General features: G+C 71.8%; 17 protein-coding genes and 1 tRNA gene. 10 read left to right on the plus strand and 8 right to left on the minus strand.

Annotated elements, in window-relative coordinates; genetic code table 11:
* Positions 1-105: 105 nt before the first annotated feature.
* Positions 106-1,269, plus strand: coding sequence for an SUKH-4 family immunity protein (locus tag ACZ56U_RS14510; protein ID WP_469084351.1), 1,164 nt, complete (start codon positions 106-108; stop codon positions 1,267-1,269).
* A 27-nt stretch (positions 1,270-1,296) separates the two neighbouring features.
* Here the strand turns inward: ACZ56U_RS14510 and ACZ56U_RS14515 are convergent.
* Positions 1,297-1,371: transfer RNA gene (locus ACZ56U_RS14515), tRNA-Cys, on the minus strand.
* A gap of 185 nt (positions 1,372-1,556) precedes the next feature.
* Here ACZ56U_RS14515 and ACZ56U_RS14520 point away from each other — a divergent pair.
* Positions 1,557-3,029, plus strand: a complete 1,473-nt coding sequence (locus ACZ56U_RS14520; protein WP_469084352.1) for an MFS transporter — start codon at positions 1,557-1,559, stop codon at positions 3,027-3,029.
* Positions 3,030-3,585: 556 nt separating this feature from the next.
* On the opposite strand, the gene ACZ56U_RS14525 is transcribed toward ACZ56U_RS14520, so the two are convergent.
* Positions 3,586-4,878 (minus strand): M18 family aminopeptidase, encoded by a 1,293-nt coding sequence (locus ACZ56U_RS14525; RefSeq protein WP_469084353.1) that lies wholly within the window; start codon positions 4,876-4,878, stop codon positions 3,586-3,588.
* Positions 4,879-5,077: 199 nt separating this feature from the next.
* Positions 5,078-5,290, minus strand: coding sequence for a hypothetical protein (locus tag ACZ56U_RS14530; RefSeq protein ID WP_469084354.1), 213 nt, complete (start codon positions 5,288-5,290; stop codon positions 5,078-5,080).
* A gap of 211 nt (positions 5,291-5,501) precedes the next feature.
* On the opposite strand from ACZ56U_RS14530, the gene ACZ56U_RS14535 reads away from it, so the two are divergent.
* From ACZ56U_RS14535 to ACZ56U_RS14545, 3 genes are all read left to right on the plus strand, one after another.
* Entirely contained in the window at positions 5,502-7,295 is a 1,794-nt protein-coding gene (locus ACZ56U_RS14535; protein WP_469084355.1) for a DEAD/DEAH box helicase, read from the plus strand.
* A 349-nt stretch (positions 7,296-7,644) separates the two neighbouring features.
* The gene (locus ACZ56U_RS14540; protein ID WP_391236191.1) at positions 7,645-8,286 is read left to right on the plus strand and encodes an IclR family transcriptional regulator; all 642 of its coding nucleotides are present in this window, start codon (positions 7,645-7,647) and stop codon (positions 8,284-8,286) included.
* Between the two features lie 102 nt (positions 8,287-8,388).
* Entirely contained in the window at positions 8,389-9,180 is a 792-nt protein-coding gene (locus ACZ56U_RS14545; RefSeq protein WP_469084356.1) for a S16 family serine protease, read from the plus strand.
* A gap of 12 nt (positions 9,181-9,192) precedes the next feature.
* Here the strand turns inward: ACZ56U_RS14545 and ACZ56U_RS14550 are convergent, their stop codons facing one another.
* The 5 genes from ACZ56U_RS14550 to ACZ56U_RS14570 are packed head-to-tail and all read right to left on the minus strand — an operon-like array spanning position 9,193 to position 13,328.
* Positions 9,193-10,158 (minus strand): glycine betaine ABC transporter substrate-binding protein, encoded by a 966-nt coding sequence (locus tag ACZ56U_RS14550; protein ID WP_469084357.1) that lies wholly within the window; start codon positions 10,156-10,158, stop codon positions 9,193-9,195.
* Entirely contained in the window at positions 10,155-10,961 is an 807-nt protein-coding gene (locus ACZ56U_RS14555; RefSeq protein WP_469084358.1) for an ABC transporter permease, read from the minus strand. Before ACZ56U_RS14555 ends, ACZ56U_RS14550 begins: the two co-directional genes overlap by 4 nt.
* Positions 10,958-12,190, minus strand: a complete 1,233-nt coding sequence (locus ACZ56U_RS14560) for a betaine/proline/choline family ABC transporter ATP-binding protein (RefSeq protein WP_469084359.1) — start codon at positions 12,188-12,190, stop codon at positions 10,958-10,960. Before ACZ56U_RS14560 ends, ACZ56U_RS14555 begins: the two co-directional genes overlap by 4 nt.
* Positions 12,183-12,830 carry an ABC transporter permease gene (locus ACZ56U_RS14565; RefSeq protein WP_469084360.1) on the minus strand — a complete coding sequence of 216 codons (648 nt, stop codon included), beginning with the start codon at positions 12,828-12,830 and terminating at the stop codon, positions 12,183-12,185. Before ACZ56U_RS14565 ends, ACZ56U_RS14560 begins: the two co-directional genes overlap by 8 nt.
* Before the next feature lie 18 nt (positions 12,831-12,848).
* Positions 12,849-13,328 (minus strand): Lrp/AsnC family transcriptional regulator, encoded by a 480-nt coding sequence (locus tag ACZ56U_RS14570; RefSeq protein WP_391236172.1) that lies wholly within the window; start codon positions 13,326-13,328, stop codon positions 12,849-12,851.
* A 127-nt stretch (positions 13,329-13,455) separates the two neighbouring features.
* Between ACZ56U_RS14570 and hppD the strand changes: the two genes are divergently transcribed.
* The 5 genes from hppD (at position 13,456) to nthA (ending at position 16,732) form a co-directional block, all read left to right on the plus strand.
* Positions 13,456-14,601 (plus strand): 4-hydroxyphenylpyruvate dioxygenase, encoded by a 1,146-nt coding sequence (gene hppD, locus ACZ56U_RS14575; RefSeq protein ID WP_391236170.1) that lies wholly within the window; start codon positions 13,456-13,458, stop codon positions 14,599-14,601.
* A 113-nt stretch (positions 14,602-14,714) separates the two neighbouring features.
* Positions 14,715-15,581, plus strand: coding sequence for a phage baseplate protein (locus tag ACZ56U_RS14580; protein ID WP_469084361.1), 867 nt, complete (start codon positions 14,715-14,717; stop codon positions 15,579-15,581).
* A gap of 9 nt (positions 15,582-15,590) precedes the next feature.
* Positions 15,591-15,872 carry a hypothetical protein gene (locus ACZ56U_RS14585; RefSeq protein ID WP_469084362.1) on the plus strand — a complete coding sequence of 94 codons (282 nt, stop codon included), beginning with the start codon at positions 15,591-15,593 and terminating at the stop codon, positions 15,870-15,872.
* Complete coding sequence (locus tag ACZ56U_RS14590) at positions 15,865-16,161, plus strand: SH3-like domain-containing protein (RefSeq protein WP_469084363.1); 297 nt, start codon at positions 15,865-15,867, stop codon at positions 16,159-16,161. Before ACZ56U_RS14585 ends, ACZ56U_RS14590 begins: the two co-directional genes overlap by 8 nt.
* Positions 16,151-16,732 carry a nitrile hydratase subunit alpha gene (nthA, locus tag ACZ56U_RS14595; RefSeq protein ID WP_469084364.1) on the plus strand — a complete coding sequence of 194 codons (582 nt, stop codon included), beginning with the start codon at positions 16,151-16,153 and terminating at the stop codon, positions 16,730-16,732. The genes ACZ56U_RS14590 and nthA overlap by 11 nt, the downstream gene beginning before the upstream one ends.

The following is a 16,732-nucleotide window of genomic DNA, read 5'->3' on the forward strand; positions in this document are numbered from 1 at the left end:
TGGTGCCGCGTAGTCTCCGAGCAGTGGGGAACGGCGGTGAGACCTCGCGAGGATCCGCCCTGCCCCACTCGGGGACTGTGAGCTTGTACGCACGGGGGAAGAGCTATGAGCACGACCGGCGCCGCGACCGCGGTGATCACCCTGACCGACGACGACCTGGACGCCTTCGTCACGCACGCCTCGACGCGCCGCTGGCTGACGGGCCCCGGACTGCCCGCCGGGATCGGCCTGCTGAGCTTCGAGGAGCTGGCCCGCGAGGGACTGCGCACGGTGGCGGACGTGACCGGCGACCCCGAGGACCGCCTCGCCGTGGAGCTGCGGGGCCAGCTGGTCATAGGCGGGCTGCTCGACCGCGAGGGCCAGGAGACCGAGCCGGTCCTGCTCGACGGCGTCACCGGCGAGGTCTCCACGACCGACTTCTGGTACGACACCCCGGAGCTGATGGAGCGCCGCCCGCTCGCGCCGTCGCTGGAGAAGCTGGTGGGGTTCGCGTCGACGGCGGAGGAACTGGCGGGACTGCGCGGGCGGTTCGCCTCCTACGCCGACCGCTTCGGACCGCAGGTCGCGGCGGAGGCCACACGTCAGCTGCTCGCTGTCTACGAGGACGGCACGGACGGGGAGGTGCCGCCGTACTGGCTGATGACGGCACTGATCCGGCCGCTGGCGCTGACGGCGGGCCCGGGCCGGTCGTCCGGGCTGGCGCTGGACCTGCCCGCCCGGCTCCTGCACCAGGAGTTCGGCCAGGGCGAGGTGTGGCGCTTCGAGGACGTCGACTTCCCGCCGGCCCTCACCCATGAACCCACCCGCCGTTTCCTGCGCGAGACGGGCCTGCCCGAGGACGCGGTCCTCTTCCACCTGGACACGGACGTCCCGCTGTCCACCCTCGCCGAGCACCACGCGGACGAGCCCGGCGCCCGACTGCCCGCCGACGCCGGGCAGCTGATCCGGCTCGGCCGCCTCGTCGAGGACGACAGCCTGGTGATCGACGGCGCAACGGGCGCGGTCTGGCACTGGAGCGCGCCGCAGGCCACCCTCCACCCGCTGCACACCGACGTCTCCACGCTCGCGTTCACGCTCTGGCTGCTGCACCACGAGCGCGCCCTCGACGGGAGCGTGGACCACGGGCTGTCCGAGGGGCCCTACGCCCAGCTGGCGGCCACCGTGCTCCAGGTCATGTCCGCCGTGGACCCGACCGGCACGGACACCGACCGGCACTACTGGACGGAGGCGTTCCAAAACGAGGCGGGCGGGGTGCTGGCGGCGGCCTAGGCCGCGGCGCGGGGGTGTGAAGGTGTGTGGAGGCCGTGGCGGGAATCGAACCCGCGTAAGTCGCTTTGCAGGCGACTCCCTGAACCACTCGGGCACACGGCCAAGCTGCTTGAGAAGACCGTAGGGCGCGGTCGCGGGCGGGCTCAAGACAATCGCGGGGGCCGCAACGGGACTGCCATGCGCCGTTCACAAACCGGGGTGGGACCGCGGTCGTACGACCAAAGACCGGGGGCGGGACCATCCACCGACAGGGGTCAAAGCCTGTCGTGGCCCTTACGCTGGCGACCATGACAGCCCTCGAACCGCGCGACACCCATGCCGCGCACCTCGCCCCCGAGCCGGCCGCCGTCGACGAGGAGCGGGTGCTGGGCCGCTCGTACCGGGCGCTCAGCGTCGGGATCGTGTCGGTGGTGCTGCTGATCGCGTTCGAGGCGACCGCGGTCGGTACGGCGATGCCGGTCGCGGCACGGGAGCTGGACGGCGTCCCGCTGTACGCGTTCGCGTTCTCGGGGTACTTCACGACGAGCCTGTTCGGCATGGTGCTCGCCGGTCAGTGGTCCGACCGGCGCGGTCCGCTCGGCGCGCTGACGACGGGCATCGCCGCCTTCGCCGCGGGGCTGCTGCTGTCCGGGACGGCGACCGCGATGTGGCTGTTCATCCTGGGGCGGGCCGTGCAGGGCCTCGGCGGCGGACTGGTCATCGTCGCCCTGTACGTCGTCGTCGGCCGGGCCTACCCCGAGCGGCTGCGCCCGGCGATCATGGCGGCGTTCGCGGCCGGCTGGATCGTGCCGTCGATCGTGGGACCGCTCGCCTCGGGCGCGGTGACCGAACACCTGGGCTGGCGCTGGGTGTTCATCGGCATCCCCGCCCTGGTCGTGTTCCCGCTGGCCCTCGCCCTGCCGCAGATCAGACGCCGGGCCGCCGGACCGGTCGACGGCACGGACACCTCCGCGTTCGACCGCCGCCGCATCCGGCTCGCCCTCGGCATCTCCCTGGGCGCCGGACTCCTTCAGTACGCCGCCCAGGACCTGCGCCTGCTCTCCCTGGTCCCCGGCGTCGCCGGCGCCGCGCTCCTCGTGCCCGCCGTGCTCGCGCTGCTCCCGCGCGGCACCTACCGGGCGGTGCGCGGGCTGCCCTCCGTGGTGCTGTTGCGCGGGGTGGCCGCGGGCTCGTTCATCGCCGCCGAGTCCTTCGTCCCGCTGATGCTGGTCACCCAGCGCGGGCTGTCCCCGACGCTCGCCGGGTTCTCCCTCGCCGCGGGCGGTCTCACCTGGGCGCTGGGCTCGTGGGTGCAGTCACGGCCCCGGGTGGAGCCCTACCGGCAGCGGCTGATGACGCTGGGCATGGTCCTGGTCGCCGCGTCCATCGCCGCCGCGCCGAGCGTGCTGATCACCGCGGTGCCCGTCTGGACCCTGGCCGTGGCCTGGGGCTTCGGCTGCTTCGGCATGGGGCTGGTGATCGCCTCCACCAGCGTGCTGCTGCTCCAGCTCTCCGCCCCGGCCGAGGCGGGCACCAACTCCGCCGCCCTGCAGATCTCCGACGCCCTGGCCAACGTCGTCCTGCTGTCGACGGGCGGCGCCGCCTTCGCCGCCCTCGGCGGGGGCACGGTCAGTCATACGGCGACGGAGGCCACCGGCTCGCATCCGGCCGCCTTCGCCGCGGTGTTCCTGCCGATGGCGGCGGTGGCGCTGCTCGGGGCGTGGGTGACGACCCGCCTCAGGGAACGGCCTGCGGACGAGGGGCCGGTCAGCGAGCGGTAGGCCGGTCCGCGGGGCGCGTGAGCCGCCGTACCTGCTCGGCGAACCCCCGGACCGTCGGCTCCCGCAGCGGGGCCGCCGGCGGGATCTGCGCGGTCAGGCGCTCCCTGAGCCGGGTGACGGTCCGCACGACCGCGCCCCGCCCACTGCGCCACCACCGCGAGGCCCGCGACCCCGGACGGCGCCGAGCGCCGCAGGGTCTCCAGCGCGATCACGGCACCCGAGCACACCCCGACCACCAGCAGGGGCGCCGGAGCCCGGCAGGTCCCGGACGGCGGCGGCGACGTCCGCGGTGAGCGCGTCGAGGTCGGCGCCGGCCTCCCGGACCCGCGACTCCCGGCCGGGCAGCCGGGCCGTCGCCACCAGCCAGTCGCCCCGGAGCGTGCGCGGCGAACGGCTGCCCGCTCGCCGCGCCCGCTCCCGCGTGCGGCACGATCAGAACCCGCAGTGCGGCCCGCTCCGGGTCGGCCCCTGCCAGGGTCACGTTCCTCGAGGACACCTTCCGCCTTTCCGCCGTACGCCATGGATGTGCCCGCCGGTTCCCGCGCGCCCGCGCGCCTCAGTCCGCCGCGACGAACTCCCTCAGCGCCCGGGTCAGATACCCGGGGTCCGCCGCCCCGCACAGCTCGCGCGAGGAGTGCATGGACAGCCCCGGCACGCCGACGTCCACCGTGGTCACGCCCAGCCGGGCCGCGGTGATCGGCCCGATCGAGGTGCCGCAGGGCATGGTGTTGTGGGACACGAACCGCTGCCAGGGCACCTCGGCCCGCTCGGCGGCGGCGGCGAACGCGGCGTAGCCGGTGCCGTCGGTGGCGTACCGCTGGTTGACGTTGACCTTGATCACCGGGCCGGCGTTGGGCAGCGGGTGGTTGTCCGGGTCGTGCCGCTCGCTGTAGTTGGGGTGCACCGCGTGGGACATGTCGGACGAGACGCAGATGGTGCCCGCGAGCGCCCGCGCCCAGTCCTCGGCACCGCCGCCCCGGGCGCTCACCACCCGGCCCAGGACCCGTTCCAGGAGCGGGCCCTGCGCGCCGGTCTCGGAGCCGGAGCCGACCTCCTCGTGGTCGAACGCGGCGAGCACCGGGATGCGTTCGGCGCGCGCCGGCCAGGACTGCGCGACGGCGGCCAGCGTGGCGGCGCCCGCGTGCACGGAGACGAGGTTGTCCAGCCGCGCCGAGACCAGGAACTCCCGCTGCGCGCCCAGCAGTCCGGGCTTCTGCACGTCGTGCAGCATCAGGTCCCAGCCGAGCACGTCGGCCTCCGCGACACCGGCGTCGGCCGCGATCCGCCGCAGCAGCGCGCCCGGCTCGGGCCGGCCCAGCGACCACACGGGCTGGAGCTGACGCTGGCGGTCCAGGGACAGGCCCTCGTTCACCGTGCGGTCGAGGTGGATCGCCAACTGCGGTACCCGCAGCAGGGGTTCGTCGATCTTGACCAGCTTCGCGGTGCCGTCGCGCAGCGTCAGCCGGCCCGAGACACCGAGGTCGCGGTCGAGCCAGGTGTTCAGCGGGACCCCGCCGTAGATCTCCACGGCGACCTGCCGCCAGCCCGCCGTACCCGTGTCGGGGGTGGGTTTGACCCGCAGGTTGGGGGAGTCGGTGTGGGCGCCGATGATCCGGAACGGCGTGTGCGCGGGCGCGCCCTCGGGGACGTACCAGGCGAGCAGCGCGCCGCCGCGTACGACGAACCGGCCGCCGCTGTGACCGGTCCACTCCTCGGTCTCGCGCAGTTCCTCGAACCCCGCCTTCTCCAGGCGCTGCACGGCCTGTGCCACCGCGTGGTACGGCGAGGAGGCGGCTTCCAGGAAGGCGAGGAGGTCTTCGTTGTGCGTGGGATCGATGGCCTTGGTCATGCGGTGATGCCTCTCCGGGTGTGGTGGGGGGCGAGCAGCTCGCCGACGGCACGGTCGGGGCAGTCGCACAGGTCGTCGAGGACGGACAGGTAGGAGTCGAGGATGCGCTCCGCCGAGTTCCTGTCCCACAGGTCCGCCGAGTATTCGACGTATGCCCGGAAGCCGAGGGCCGGATCCCGCCGCGGTGCCAGTCCGAACGTCAGCTCCGCGTCTCCCCGGAGACGACCGCGCGCAGGATCGCCTGCTGGAGGTCGGAGGAGACCTGCGCGGAGCTGGTCGCCCGCACCGGGGCCGAGACGCCGGCCGCCCTCGCGAACGTCCTGCCGACGGCGGAGGTGCGGCAGGCGCCGCGGGAGGCGGGGGTGCGCGAGGTCCCCGAGGTGGTGGCGTGCCTGCCGGCCTTCCAGAACACCTGGAGGACGAGGACCGGTGACCCGCGACAACGGTCGGTGACCGGTACGAGCGGGGCCGGTGCCGGGACGTCCGGTGCCCGTGTGACGTCGGTCCCACCCAGGGGGGACCCGGGCCTGTCCGCGCGTTGACCCAGCCGAGCCGCCGGTAGGGTGGCCCGGTTGTCATACGTAGCCGACCCGTCCGTCCCGCTCGACCCCTGTACGGAGACCGTGACTACCACCGCCGCCTCCTCCTCGCACCACCTCTCCCCGGCCTTCCCCGGCCGCGCCCCCTGGGGTACCGCCAGCAAGCTGCGTGCCTGGCAGCAAGGGGCGATGGAGAAGTACGTCCAGGAGCAGCCGCGCGACTTCCTCGCCGTCGCCACCCCCGGCGCCGGCAAGACCACCTTCGCGCTGACCCTCGCCTCCTGGCTGCTGCACCACCACGTCGTGCAGCAGGTGACCGTGGTCGCGCCGACCGAGCACCTGAAGAAGCAGTGGGCCGAGGCGGCGGCGCGGATAGGGATCAAGCTGGACCCCGAGTACAGCGCGGGTCCGCTCGGCAAGGACTACCACGGCGTCGCGGTCACCTACGCCGGCGTCGGCGTGCGGCCCATGCTGCACCGCAACCGCGTCGAGCAGCGCAAGACCCTCGTCATCCTCGACGAGATCCACCACGCCGGTGACTCCAAGTCCTGGGGCGAGGCCTGCCTGGAGGCCTTCGAGCCGGCCACCCGACGTCTCGCGCTCACCGGAACGCCCTTCCGGTCGGACACCAACCCGATCCCCTTCGTGACGTACGAGGAGGGCAACGACGGGATCCGCAGGTCGGCCGCCGACTACACCTACGGCTACGGCAACGCCCTCGCCGACCACGTCGTCCGCCCGGTCATCTTCCTCTCCTACAGCGGCAACATGCGCTGGCGCACCAAGGCGGGCGACGAGATCGCGGCCCGGCTCGGCGAGCCCATGACCAAGGACGCGATCAGCCAGGCCTGGCGCACGGCCCTCGACCCGCGCGGCGAGTGGATGCCGAGCGTGCTGCGCGCCGCCGACCAGCGGCTGACCGAGGTCAGGAAGGCCATCCCGGACGCGGGCGCCCTCGTCATCGCCTCCGACCAGGAGTCCGCGCGCGCGTACGCCAAGCTGATCCGCGAGATCACCGGCACCAAGGCGACCCTGGTGCTCTCCGACGACGCGGGCGCCTCCAAGCGGATCGACGACTTCAGCGGCAGCGACGACCGTTGGATGGTGGCGGTCCGGATGGTGTCCGAGGGCGTCGACGTGCCCCGGCTCGCCGTCGGCGTCTACGCCACCACCATCTCCACCCCGCTCTTCTTCGCCCAGGCCGTCGGCCGTTTCGTGCGGTCCCGCCGCCGCGGCGAGACCGCGTCCGTCTTCCTGCCGACCGTCCCCGACCTGCTCACCTTCGCCAACGAGATGGAGGTGGAACGGGACCACGCCCTCGACAAGCCGAAGAAGGAGGGCGAGGACGACCCGTACGCCGAGTCCGAGAAGGAGATGGAGGAGGCGAACAAGGAGCAGGACGAGGACACCGGCGAGCAGGAGCAGTTCTCCTTCGAGGCGCTGGAGTCCGAGGCCGTCTTCGACCGGGTCCTCTACGACGGCGCCGAGTTCGGCATGCAGGCGCACCCGGGCAGCGAGGAGGAGCAGGACTACCTCGGCATTCCCGGGCTGCTGGAGCCCGACCAGGTGCAGCTGCTCCTCCAGAAGCGGCAGGCCCGGCAGATCGCGCACAGCCGCAAGAAGCCGGACAGCGAGGCGGACCTCCTGGAGCTGCCCGCCGAGCGGCGGCCCGTCGTCTCGCACAAGGAGATGATGGAGCTGCGCAAGCAGCTCAACACCATGGTCAGCGCCTACGTCCACCAGAGCGGCAAGCCGCACGGGGTCATCCACACCGAGCTGCGGCGGGTGTGCGGCGGACCGCCGAGCGCGGAGGCGACGGCCGGGCAGCTGCGGCAGCGGATCGCCAAGGTGCAGGAGTGGGCCACCCGGATGCGGTGACGCCGGGCGTCGTGCCCGAGCGGCGGCGGCCGCACGTCGACGACATCTCCGCGCCCCTTTCCGGGCGCCCCACGCGCCGTACGTATCAGGGCAAACCCGAGCGGTCCGTACCGGCCACTGCCCGGATTCTGGACGGAGCCTTCCGCTCAGCGAACCGGCTTCGCTACTGTCCCGCTACGCACACGCCCCGTGGCAGCGCCGCCGCGGAGCGCAGCCGTGAAGCGACGCGGTCCGGAGAACGCTCCGGATCGCCGGCCGATCGGCGGCCTCTGAAGCGCGTCAGCGACGGGACTCGATGACGCATCGCCGCGACAGGGCCGCCGACCTCACCACTGGAGGAGTGGGCGTCGTGACCGCGGAGACCTCTCAGACGCTCGACCGAGGACTGCGTGTCCTCAAGCTGCTGGCCGATACGGACCACGGGCTGACCGTCACCGAGCTATCCAACAAACTGGGCGTGAACCGGACCGTGGTGTACCGGTTGCTCGCCACCCTGGAACAGCACGCACTCGTACGGCGTGACCTGGGCGGTCGTGCCCGGGTCGGGCTCGGCGTGCTGCGCCTGGGCCGTCAGGTGCATCCGCTGGTGCGCGAGGCGGCGCTGCCGGCCCTGCGCGCCCTGGCCGAGGACATAGGGGCGACCGCCCACCTCACCCTGGTCGACGGGGCGGAGGCGCTCGCCGTCGCCGTGGTCGAGCCGACCTGGACCGACTACCACGTGGCCTACCGGGCGGGATTCCGCCACCCCCTGGACCGCGGGGCCGCCGGCCGCGCCATCCTCTCCGCCCGCGTCCAGCCGCCGCGGGACCCCGGCTACACCCTCACGCAGGGCGAACTGGAAGCGGGCGCGAGCGGCGCCGCCGCACCCCTGCTCGGCGTCACCGGCGTCGAGGGCAGCGTCGGCGTGGTGATGCTGGCCGACTCCGTACCGGAACGGGTCGGGCCGCGGGTCGTGGACGCGGCACGGGAGGTCGCCGAGGCACTGCGGTGAGCCGCGGAGGGCGGCCCGGCCGCGGTCGTACGTCCGTCGTACGCCGTCCCGCGCCCGCCCTCCCGCAACCGGCCGGAAGTCGCCGTCCCGTAGATTGACCCCGTGCTCTCTCGCCTCACACGCCCCCAGGCCGTAGCCGTCTGTGCCCTGCCCGTCGTGGCCCTGATCGCCACCGCGGCCCTGGCACCGCTGCCGTTCTCGCTGGCGCAGCCGGGCATGACGGCGAACGTCCTCGGCGAGAACAAGGGCACCCCCGTGATCACGATCTCCGGCGCGCCGACCCGGAAGACCAGCGGCCAGTTGCGGATGACGACCATCGAGGCGACCAACCCGGACACCCGGATCTCGCTCGGCGACGTGCTCGACGCCTGGTTCGACACCGACCGCGCGGTCATGCCGCGCGACTCGGTCTACCCCAGCGGGCAGTCCACCAAGGAGATCGAGCGGCACAACACCGAGCAGATGAAGGAGTCCCAGGACGCGGCGACCGAGGCGGCGCTGAACTACCTGGGACTGAAGGACGACGACGTCAAGGTCGCGCTGAAGCTGTCCGACGTGGGCGGCCCCAGCGCGGGCCTGCTCTTCACGCTGGGCATCATCGACAAGCTGGACGGCGACGGGGACGGCGGCGACCTCACCGGGGGCCGCACCATCGCCGGGACCGGCACGATCGACCCGGACGGCACGGTGGGCGCGGTCGGCGGCGTGCCCCTGAAGACCCAGGCCGCGAAGCGGGACGGGGCGACGGTGTTCCTGGTCCCGAAGGACGAGTGCGCGGACGCGCAGGCCGAACTGCCCCCGGGGCTGCGCCTGATCCCGGTGACCACGCTGAAGGGCGCGGTGAGCGCGCTGGTCGCGCTGGACTCGGGCAAGGGCTCCGTCCCGAGCTGCTGAACCCCGGATCTCCTAGCCCTCCTTCACGAAGCCCTCCTTCTCCATCCAGTCCAGCGCCACCTGGTGCGGGTCCTGTCCGTCCACGTCCACCTTGGCGTTCAGCTCCCGCGCCACCGTGTTGTCCAGCTTCCTCGTGACCGGGTCGAGCACCTTCCGGATCGCCGGCCACTTCTTCAGCGTCCGGGAGTTGATCTCGGGGGCGGCGTTGTAGTTGGGGAAGAACTTCTTGTCGTCCGCCATCACCACCAGGTTCATGGACCTGATACGGCCGTCGGTCGTGAACACCTCCCCGTAGGCGCAACTGCCCTTCGCCACCTGGGTGTAGATGATCCCGGTGTCCATCTGGGTGATGTTCCGCGCCGGGACGCTCATCCCGTACGCCTTCGCCATCCCCGGCAGCCCGTCGGCCCGGTTGGCGAACTCGCTCTCCACGCACAGGGTCACCGCGCCGGGATCCGACCTGGACAGCCTGGCCACGTCGGACAGGGTCCTCGTGCCGTGCTTCCTGGCGTGGGCCTGGTTCATCGCCAGGGCGTAGGTGTTGTTCAGGGCCGCGGGCGGCAGCCAGGTCAGCCCGTTGCCCAGATCGGCCTTCCGTACGGCCTCCCACTGCGCCCGCGGGTCGGCGATCGGCTCGCTGTTGCCCTGGTAGGTGATCCACGCGGTGCCCGTGTACTCGTACATCCCGTCCGCGTCACCGGACTTGACCGCCTCCCGCGCGCCGACGGAGCCCTGGACGCCGGTGCGGTCCAGGACGTCCGCGCCCGCCGCCTCGAAGGCGATCCCCATGATCGCGCCGAGGATCAGCTGCTCGGTGAACTCCTTGGAGGTCACGGTCAGATCGGCCCCCTTCAGCGGCCGGCCCCGGCCGATCGACCCCGGCCGCACGTCGTCGACCATGGGGGAGCCGCTGGTCAGTCCGCACGCCGAGGCGAGGACCAGCGCACCGGCTGTCGTCAGTACCCCGGCGCGTCTCATGTCCCCACCTCCAACCCCCGGGGCCTGAGCAGCAGTTCGGCCAGGGACGCCAGCCAGTCCACGAGGAGGGCGAGGGCGACGGTGAGGATCGAGCCGAGCATCAGCACGGGCATGCGCTGGTTGGTGATGCCGGTCGTGATCAGCACGCCCAGACCGCCGCCGCCCCCGAAGGTCGCGAGGGTCGCCGTACCGACGTTGAGCACCAGTGCCGTCCGTACGCCCGCGAGGATCAGCGGGACCGCCAGCGGCAGTTCGACGCGGGAGAGCACCCCCAGCGGGGACATGCCGATGCCGCGGGCCGCCTCCAGCAGGGTCGGGTCGTTGGCCTTCAGGCCCGCGACGGTGTTGGACAGCACCGGCAGCACGGCGTAGGCGATGATCCCGATCAGGGCCGCCCTGGTGCCGGTGCCCAGCCAGATCACCAGCAGGGCCAGCAGACCGATCGCCGGGGTCGCCTGGCCCATGTTGGCGACGGCCATCGCCACCGGGGTCGCCGGCCGGAACGCTGTGCGGGTCAGCAGCACACCCAGCGGGATCGCGATGATCAGCACGAAGAACGTCGAGACCACCGTCAGCCACACATGCTGCCAAAGGGCCTTCGACACCTGCCCGTTCGACAGCGCGTTCTCGGAGATCGAGTCCAGGTCCGCCTGCTGGAACCACAGCCAGGTCGCCAGCAGCAGCGCCACCAGCACGGCCGGCAGGAAGGTCAGCTTCTGCCAGCTGACCCGTCGCCGCACCGGCGCCGGTGGCGGCGCCGTCCGCTCGGTCTCCTGCTCCTCCTCCAGCTCGGGGACGGTCACGCCTTCCTCTCCCCTCCGTAGCCCTCCTGCTCGGCATGGGTGACGGCGGCGCGCGTCCGCTCCAGCTCGTGCTGGTGCTCCAAGGCGTCCAGCCGGTCGGCCTCCAGCAGCTCGTGCACGGAGTTCAAGAGCGTCTCCATGTCGACGACGCCGGTGTACTCCCCGCGCCGCCCGGTGACCGCGACCCGCCCCGCGTTGTCGGTGAGCACCGCCTCCAGGGCGTCCCGCAGGGTCGCGTCCCGGGTCACCGTGTCGCGGACCAGGGTGCCCGCGCGGGCCAGCGAGCCCCGCGCCCGCATCAGGTCGCCGCGCCGCAGCCACTTGTAGGGCCGGCCGCGCCGGTCGAGCAGCAGGATCTCGTTGGTGCCGCTGGAGCGGAGCCTGGCGAAGATCTCCTGGAGCGGGTCGTCGACGGTCACCGTCGGATAGTCGGTGATCCCCACGTCCCCGACCCGGGAGAGGTTCAGCCGCTTCAGGGCCGCCCCGGCGCCCACGAAACCGGAGACGAAATCGTCCGCCGGGTTGGTGAGGATCGCCTCCGGGGTGTCGAACTGCGCGATGTGGGAGCGTTCGCGCAGCACGGCGATCCGGTCACCGAGCTTGATCGCCTCGTCGAAGTCGTGGGTGACGAAGACGATCGTCTTGTGCAGTTCGTGCTGGAGCCTGATCAGCTCGTCCTGGAGATGGTCGCGGGTGATCGGGTCGACCGCGCCGAACGGCTCGTCCATCAGCAGCACCGGCGGATCGGCCGCGAGCGCCCGCGCCACGCCCACGCGTTGCTGCTGGCCGCCGGAGAGCTGGCGCGGGTAGCGGCCGTGGAACTCACCAGGATCGAGCCCGACCAGGTCGAGCAGCTCCTCCACCCGGTCCTTGATCCGGCTCCTGCCCCAGCCGACCATCTTCGGCACGAGCGCGATGTTCTGCGCGACCGTCATGTGCGGGAAGAGACCGGCCGACTGGATCGCGTAGCCCACCTTGCGGCGCAGCTTCACCGGGTCCATGTCGGTGACGTCCTCGCCGTTGATCCGGATGCGGCCGCCGGTCGGCTCGATCAGCCGGTTGATCATCTTGAGCGTCGTGGACTTACCGCACCCGGAGGGACCGACGAAGATGACGATCTCGCCCGCCTTGATCTCCATGGTGACGTTGTCGACGGCAGGCTGCGGATTGCCGGGATACCTCTTGGTCAGGTTCTCCAGCTCGATGGCGGCACCGGAGGCCTCAGGCACGGATCCCCCTGGGAATGGTCAGCCGTCCGATCAGGACGTACGCGGCGTCGAACAGCAGGGCCAGGACGATGATCCCGAGCGTGCCCGCGAGCACCTGGTTGAGCGCGTTCTTGCTGCCCAGCGAGGCGATCCCGCGGAAGATCTCGTTGCCGAGGCCGGGCCCGGAGGCGTAGGCGGCGATGGCCGCGATGCCCATCAGCATCTGGGTGGAGACCCGGATGCCGGTCAGGATCGGCGGCCACGCCAGCGGCAGCTCGACGCGGACCAGCCGCATCGGCCGGGACATCCCGATGCCCTTCGCCGCGTCCACCAGCGAGGGGTCGACACCGCGCAGCCCGACGATCGCGTTGCGCACGATCGGCAGCAGGCCGTACAGGGTCAGCGCGATCACCGTGGGCGGCACGCCCAGGCCGACGATCGGGATGAGCAGACCGATCATGGCGAGCGACGGAATGGTCAGGATGGTCGAGGTGGCGGTCGTGGCGAGGTTCCCGGCCCAGTCGCTGCGATAGGTGACCACACCGATCAGGACCCCGATCACCGTCGCCACGACCATGCACTGGAAGACCGCGCTGACGTGTTGGTAGGCATCCGTGAGCAGCTGCTGATGGCGGTTGCCCAGGTACTCCCAGAAGGTCACGCGGTCACCCCACGACGGTCAGGTCCTCTCCGAGTCCTCGGCCGCCTGCTCCACCAGCGGGATGATCCGCAGCGGAACGGGGTTCTCCATCACGATCGCCGTGGCGGCCCGGACGATGCCATCGAAACCGACGACCAGGTCGATCACACGTTGGAGATCGGCGTTCGAGCGGGCCACGAGGCGGCACAGCATGTCCCCGCTGCCGGTGGTGGTGTGCAGCTCCAGCACCTCCGGCACGGTTGCCAAGTGGGCCCGTACGTCCGCCCCTTGGCCCTGCCGGATCTCCAGCGTGGCGAACGCGGTGACCGGGTAGCCGAGCGCCGCCGGGTCCACCTGCGGCCCGAAGCCCCGGATGACGCCATTCGACTGAAGCCGGTCCAGCCGCGCCTGCACCGTCCCGCGCGCCACCCCCAGCCGCCGGGACATCTCCAGCACCCCGATCCGCGGCTCCCGCGCCAGCAGCACGATGATCCGTCCGTCCAGCCCGTCGATCCCCACGAGAGCCACCCCTTCCCAGTGGTCATCCTGTACAGAAGGCCCGCGGAAACGGGCCCGGTACTGGTCATTCTGCACAGCGGAAACGCAAACTATTGCGCATCTTGCGTGCCGGGGGAAAGCTGCGGCTATGACGCAGACCACACACCAGACCCCCGACACCGCCCGGCAGGCCGACCCCTTCCCGGTCAAGGGAATGGACGCGGTCGTGTTCGCCGTGGGCAACGCCAAGCAGGCGGCGCACTACTACTCCACCGCCTTCGGCATGCGGCTCGTGGCTTACTCCGGACCGGAGAACGGCAGCCGCGAGACCGCCTCGTACGTCCTGGAGAACGGCTCCGCCCGGTTCGTGCTCACCTCGGTGATCAAGCCCGCCACCCCCTGGGGCCACTTCCTCGCCCAGCACGTGGCCGAGCACGGCGACGGCGTCGTCGACCTCGCCATCGAGGTCCCGGACGCCCGCGCCGCCCACGCCTACGCCCTGGAGCACGGCGCCCGCTCGGTCGCCGAGCCGTACGAGCTGAAGGACGAGCACGGCACCGTCGTCCTCGCCGCCATCGCCACCTACGGCGAGACCCGCCACACCCTCGTCGACCGCTCCGGCTACGACGGCCCGTACCTGCCCGGGTACACGGCGGCGGCCCCCCTCGTCGAGCCGCCCGCCCACCGCACCTTCCAGGCCATCGACCACTGCGTCGGCAACGTCGAGCTCGGCCGGATGAACGAGTGGGTCGGCTTCTACAACAAGGTCATGGGCTTCACGAACATGAAGGAGTTCGTGGGCGACGACATCGCGACCGAGTACAGCGCCCTGATGTCCAAGGTCGTCGCGGACGGCACGCTCAAGGTCAAGTTCCCGATCAACGAGCCCGCCATCGCCAAGAAGAAGTCCCAGATCGACGAGTACCTGGAGTTCTACGGCGGCGCCGGCGTCCAGCACATCGCGCTCAACACCAACGACATCGTCCAGACCGTACGGACCATGCGGGCGGCGGGAGTCCAGTTCCTCGACACCCCCGACTCCTACTACGACACCCTCGGCGAGTGGGTCGGCGACACCCGCGTCCCCGTCGAGACCCTGCGCGAGCTGAAGATCCTCGCCGACCGCGACGAGGACGGCTATCTGCTGCAGATCTTCACCAAGCCGGTCCAGGACAAGCCGACCGTGTTCTTCGAACTCATCGAACGGCACGGCTCGATGGGCTTCGGCAAGGGCAACTTCAAGGCCCTCTTCGAGGCGATCGAGCGGGAGCAGGCCAGGCGCGGCAACCTGTGAACCAGCTTTGAATCCACCAGCCGCACCGGCAGAGCCTTGAAACCGCCGAACGCGAGTTGACACTCTCGGTCCCGTGGACGTCACCCGGACGCCCACGGGAACCAGGGGACACCGTGACCGACCGCATCGACCTCGGCGTACCGGCGCGGCGCCGGCTCAGGGAGAAGGCCCTGCACGAGGGCACGGTCCTGCAGTCCTTCGCCTTCGACGAGGTGCACCGGCACCTCTACGTCCTCCAGGTCCGGCGCGGCGGCCTCGACGCCGGGAACCTCTGCCTCAACAGGCTCGGCCACGACGGCGAACTCCTCGGCCACATGCACCTCCACGGCTTCGGGCACGGCGTCAGCATGGGCGTGCAGAACGCCGCCGACGGCAAGGTCTGGATCTGGACCGAGGCCGACGCCGACGGCGGCTACGGCCAGGGCGTCACCCGCTTCCAGTTCGCGAACGGCGCCACCCGCACCCGCGAGGACGTCAGGATCCGCAAGCCGATACCGGGTTCGACCAACAACCAGCCCTCGGTCTGCATGGCCTCGCGGCGCATCGCCGTCCGCTACCGCGTCAAGGGCAGACCCCGCTACCGGATCTGGGACCTCGACGCCTTCGGCGCCCGCGACTACGACCACCCCGTCGCCGACCTCGCCCAGCCCGACGCGCACCCCGACCGGACGATCCCCTTCCAGGGCTACGCCCTGCACGGCGACCACCTCTACCAACTCGCCGGCACCGCCTACGACGCCGGGACCAACCCGCCCGCCCGGCACGGCAACGCCCACCTGTCCTGCGTCGACATCACCACCGGCGAACTCCTCCAGCGGCTGCGCACCGAGGCCGGCCGCTCCCTGACCTTCCGCGAGCCCGAGGGCGTCGCCGTCCGCCACCAGGGCGGGACCCGGCTGTATCTGGGCCTGGCCTCCGGGGCGGCCGGCAAGCGCAGGTTCTCCCTCTACTACAAGCCCGCCTCGCGGGAACATCCGTAGGCTGGACCCATGGCCAGGATCAACGACGTCGGCGGCACCCAGGGCTTCGGCGCCATCGACACCGCCGACGACACCGAACCCTTCCACGCGGACTGGGAGGCGCGGGTCGTCGGACTCTTCAACACCCTGCGCGGGCAGGGGATCTTCAACACCAACGAGTTCCGGGACGCGATCGAGGCGATGCCGCCCGCGCAGTACCTGGCGGCCTCCTACTACGAGCGCTGGTTCACCGCGCTCTGCGCCCTGCTGGAACGCAAGGGCGTCATCGCACCGGGGGAACTCGATGACTGACCGCTTCCCGCCCGGCACCCGCGTGCGCACCTTCCCCCACGACCCGCCGCACCACACCCGGCTGCCGCGGTACGCGCGCGGCAAGCGGGGCGTGGTCGTCGAGCCGGAGGGACCGGCGGAGCTGGCCGACGTCAGCGCGCAGGGCCGCGCGGACGCGCCGGTCGAGCAGATCTACGCGGTCCGCTTCGAGGCCCGCGACCTGTGGGGCGAGGGCGACCACCACGTCGTACTGGACCTGTGGGAAAGCTACTTGGAAGCGGACGCGGAGGAGCGGACCGATGAGCGGTGACCACACGGACGCGACCCTCGCCCGCCGGGTGCGCCGACTGGAGACCCTGCTGGAGGAGAGGGGCGTGATCAGCGGCGAGAAGGTCGACGAGGCGATCGACGCGTTCCTCGCGCAGTCGTCCCCGGCCAACGGCGCCCGCGTCGTCGCCCGCGCCTGGACCGACGCGGCCTTCAAGACCCGGCTGCTGGCGGACGGCACCGCCGCGGTGCGCGAACTGGGCTACCTGGAGGGCTCGTACCAGCGGCTGCGCGTGGTGGAGAACACGCCCACCACCCACAACGTGGTCGTCTGCACCCTGTGCTCCTGCTACCCGCTGCGCCTCCTCGGCCCGTCCCCGAGCTGGTACAAGTCCGAGGCCTACCGCTCCCGCGTGGTGCGCGAACCCCGGGCGGTGCTCCGGGAGTTCGGCCTCGAGCTGCCCGCCACCGTGGACATCACGGTGTGGGACTCCAGCGCCGAGACCCGCTACCTGGTGCTGCCCCGCCGCCCGGAGGGCACCGAGGCGCTCACGGAGGACGAACTCGCGGCGCTCGTCACACGCAACGCCCTCATCGGCACCGCCGCCGTCTGA

This window comes from Streptomyces sp. NPDC034103 (genome assembly GCF_055575395.1).

Bases quoted from the DNA above. Each gene is read 5' to 3' on its own strand.
- nthA (WP_469084364.1), top strand. From the start codon at position 16,151: ATGAGCGGTGACCACACGGACGCGACCCTCGCCCGCCGGGTGCGCCGA.
- ACZ56U_RS14585 (WP_469084362.1), top strand. From the start codon at position 15,591: ATGGCCAGGATCAACGACGTCGGCGGCACCCAGGGCTTCGGCGCCATC.
- ACZ56U_RS14550 (WP_469084357.1), bottom strand. From the start codon at position 10,158: ATGAGACGCGCCGGGGTACTGACGACAGCCGGTGCGCTGGTCCTCGCC.
- hppD (WP_391236170.1), top strand. From the start codon at position 13,456: ATGACGCAGACCACACACCAGACCCCCGACACCGCCCGGCAGGCCGAC.
- ACZ56U_RS14590 (WP_469084363.1), top strand. From the start codon at position 15,865: ATGACTGACCGCTTCCCGCCCGGCACCCGCGTGCGCACCTTCCCCCAC.
- ACZ56U_RS14520 (WP_469084352.1), top strand. From the start codon at position 1,557: ATGACAGCCCTCGAACCGCGCGACACCCATGCCGCGCACCTCGCCCCC.
- ACZ56U_RS14525 (WP_469084353.1), bottom strand. From the start codon at position 4,878: ATGACCAAGGCCATCGATCCCACGCACAACGAAGACCTCCTCGCCTTC.
- ACZ56U_RS14510 (WP_469084351.1), top strand. From the start codon at position 106: ATGAGCACGACCGGCGCCGCGACCGCGGTGATCACCCTGACCGACGAC.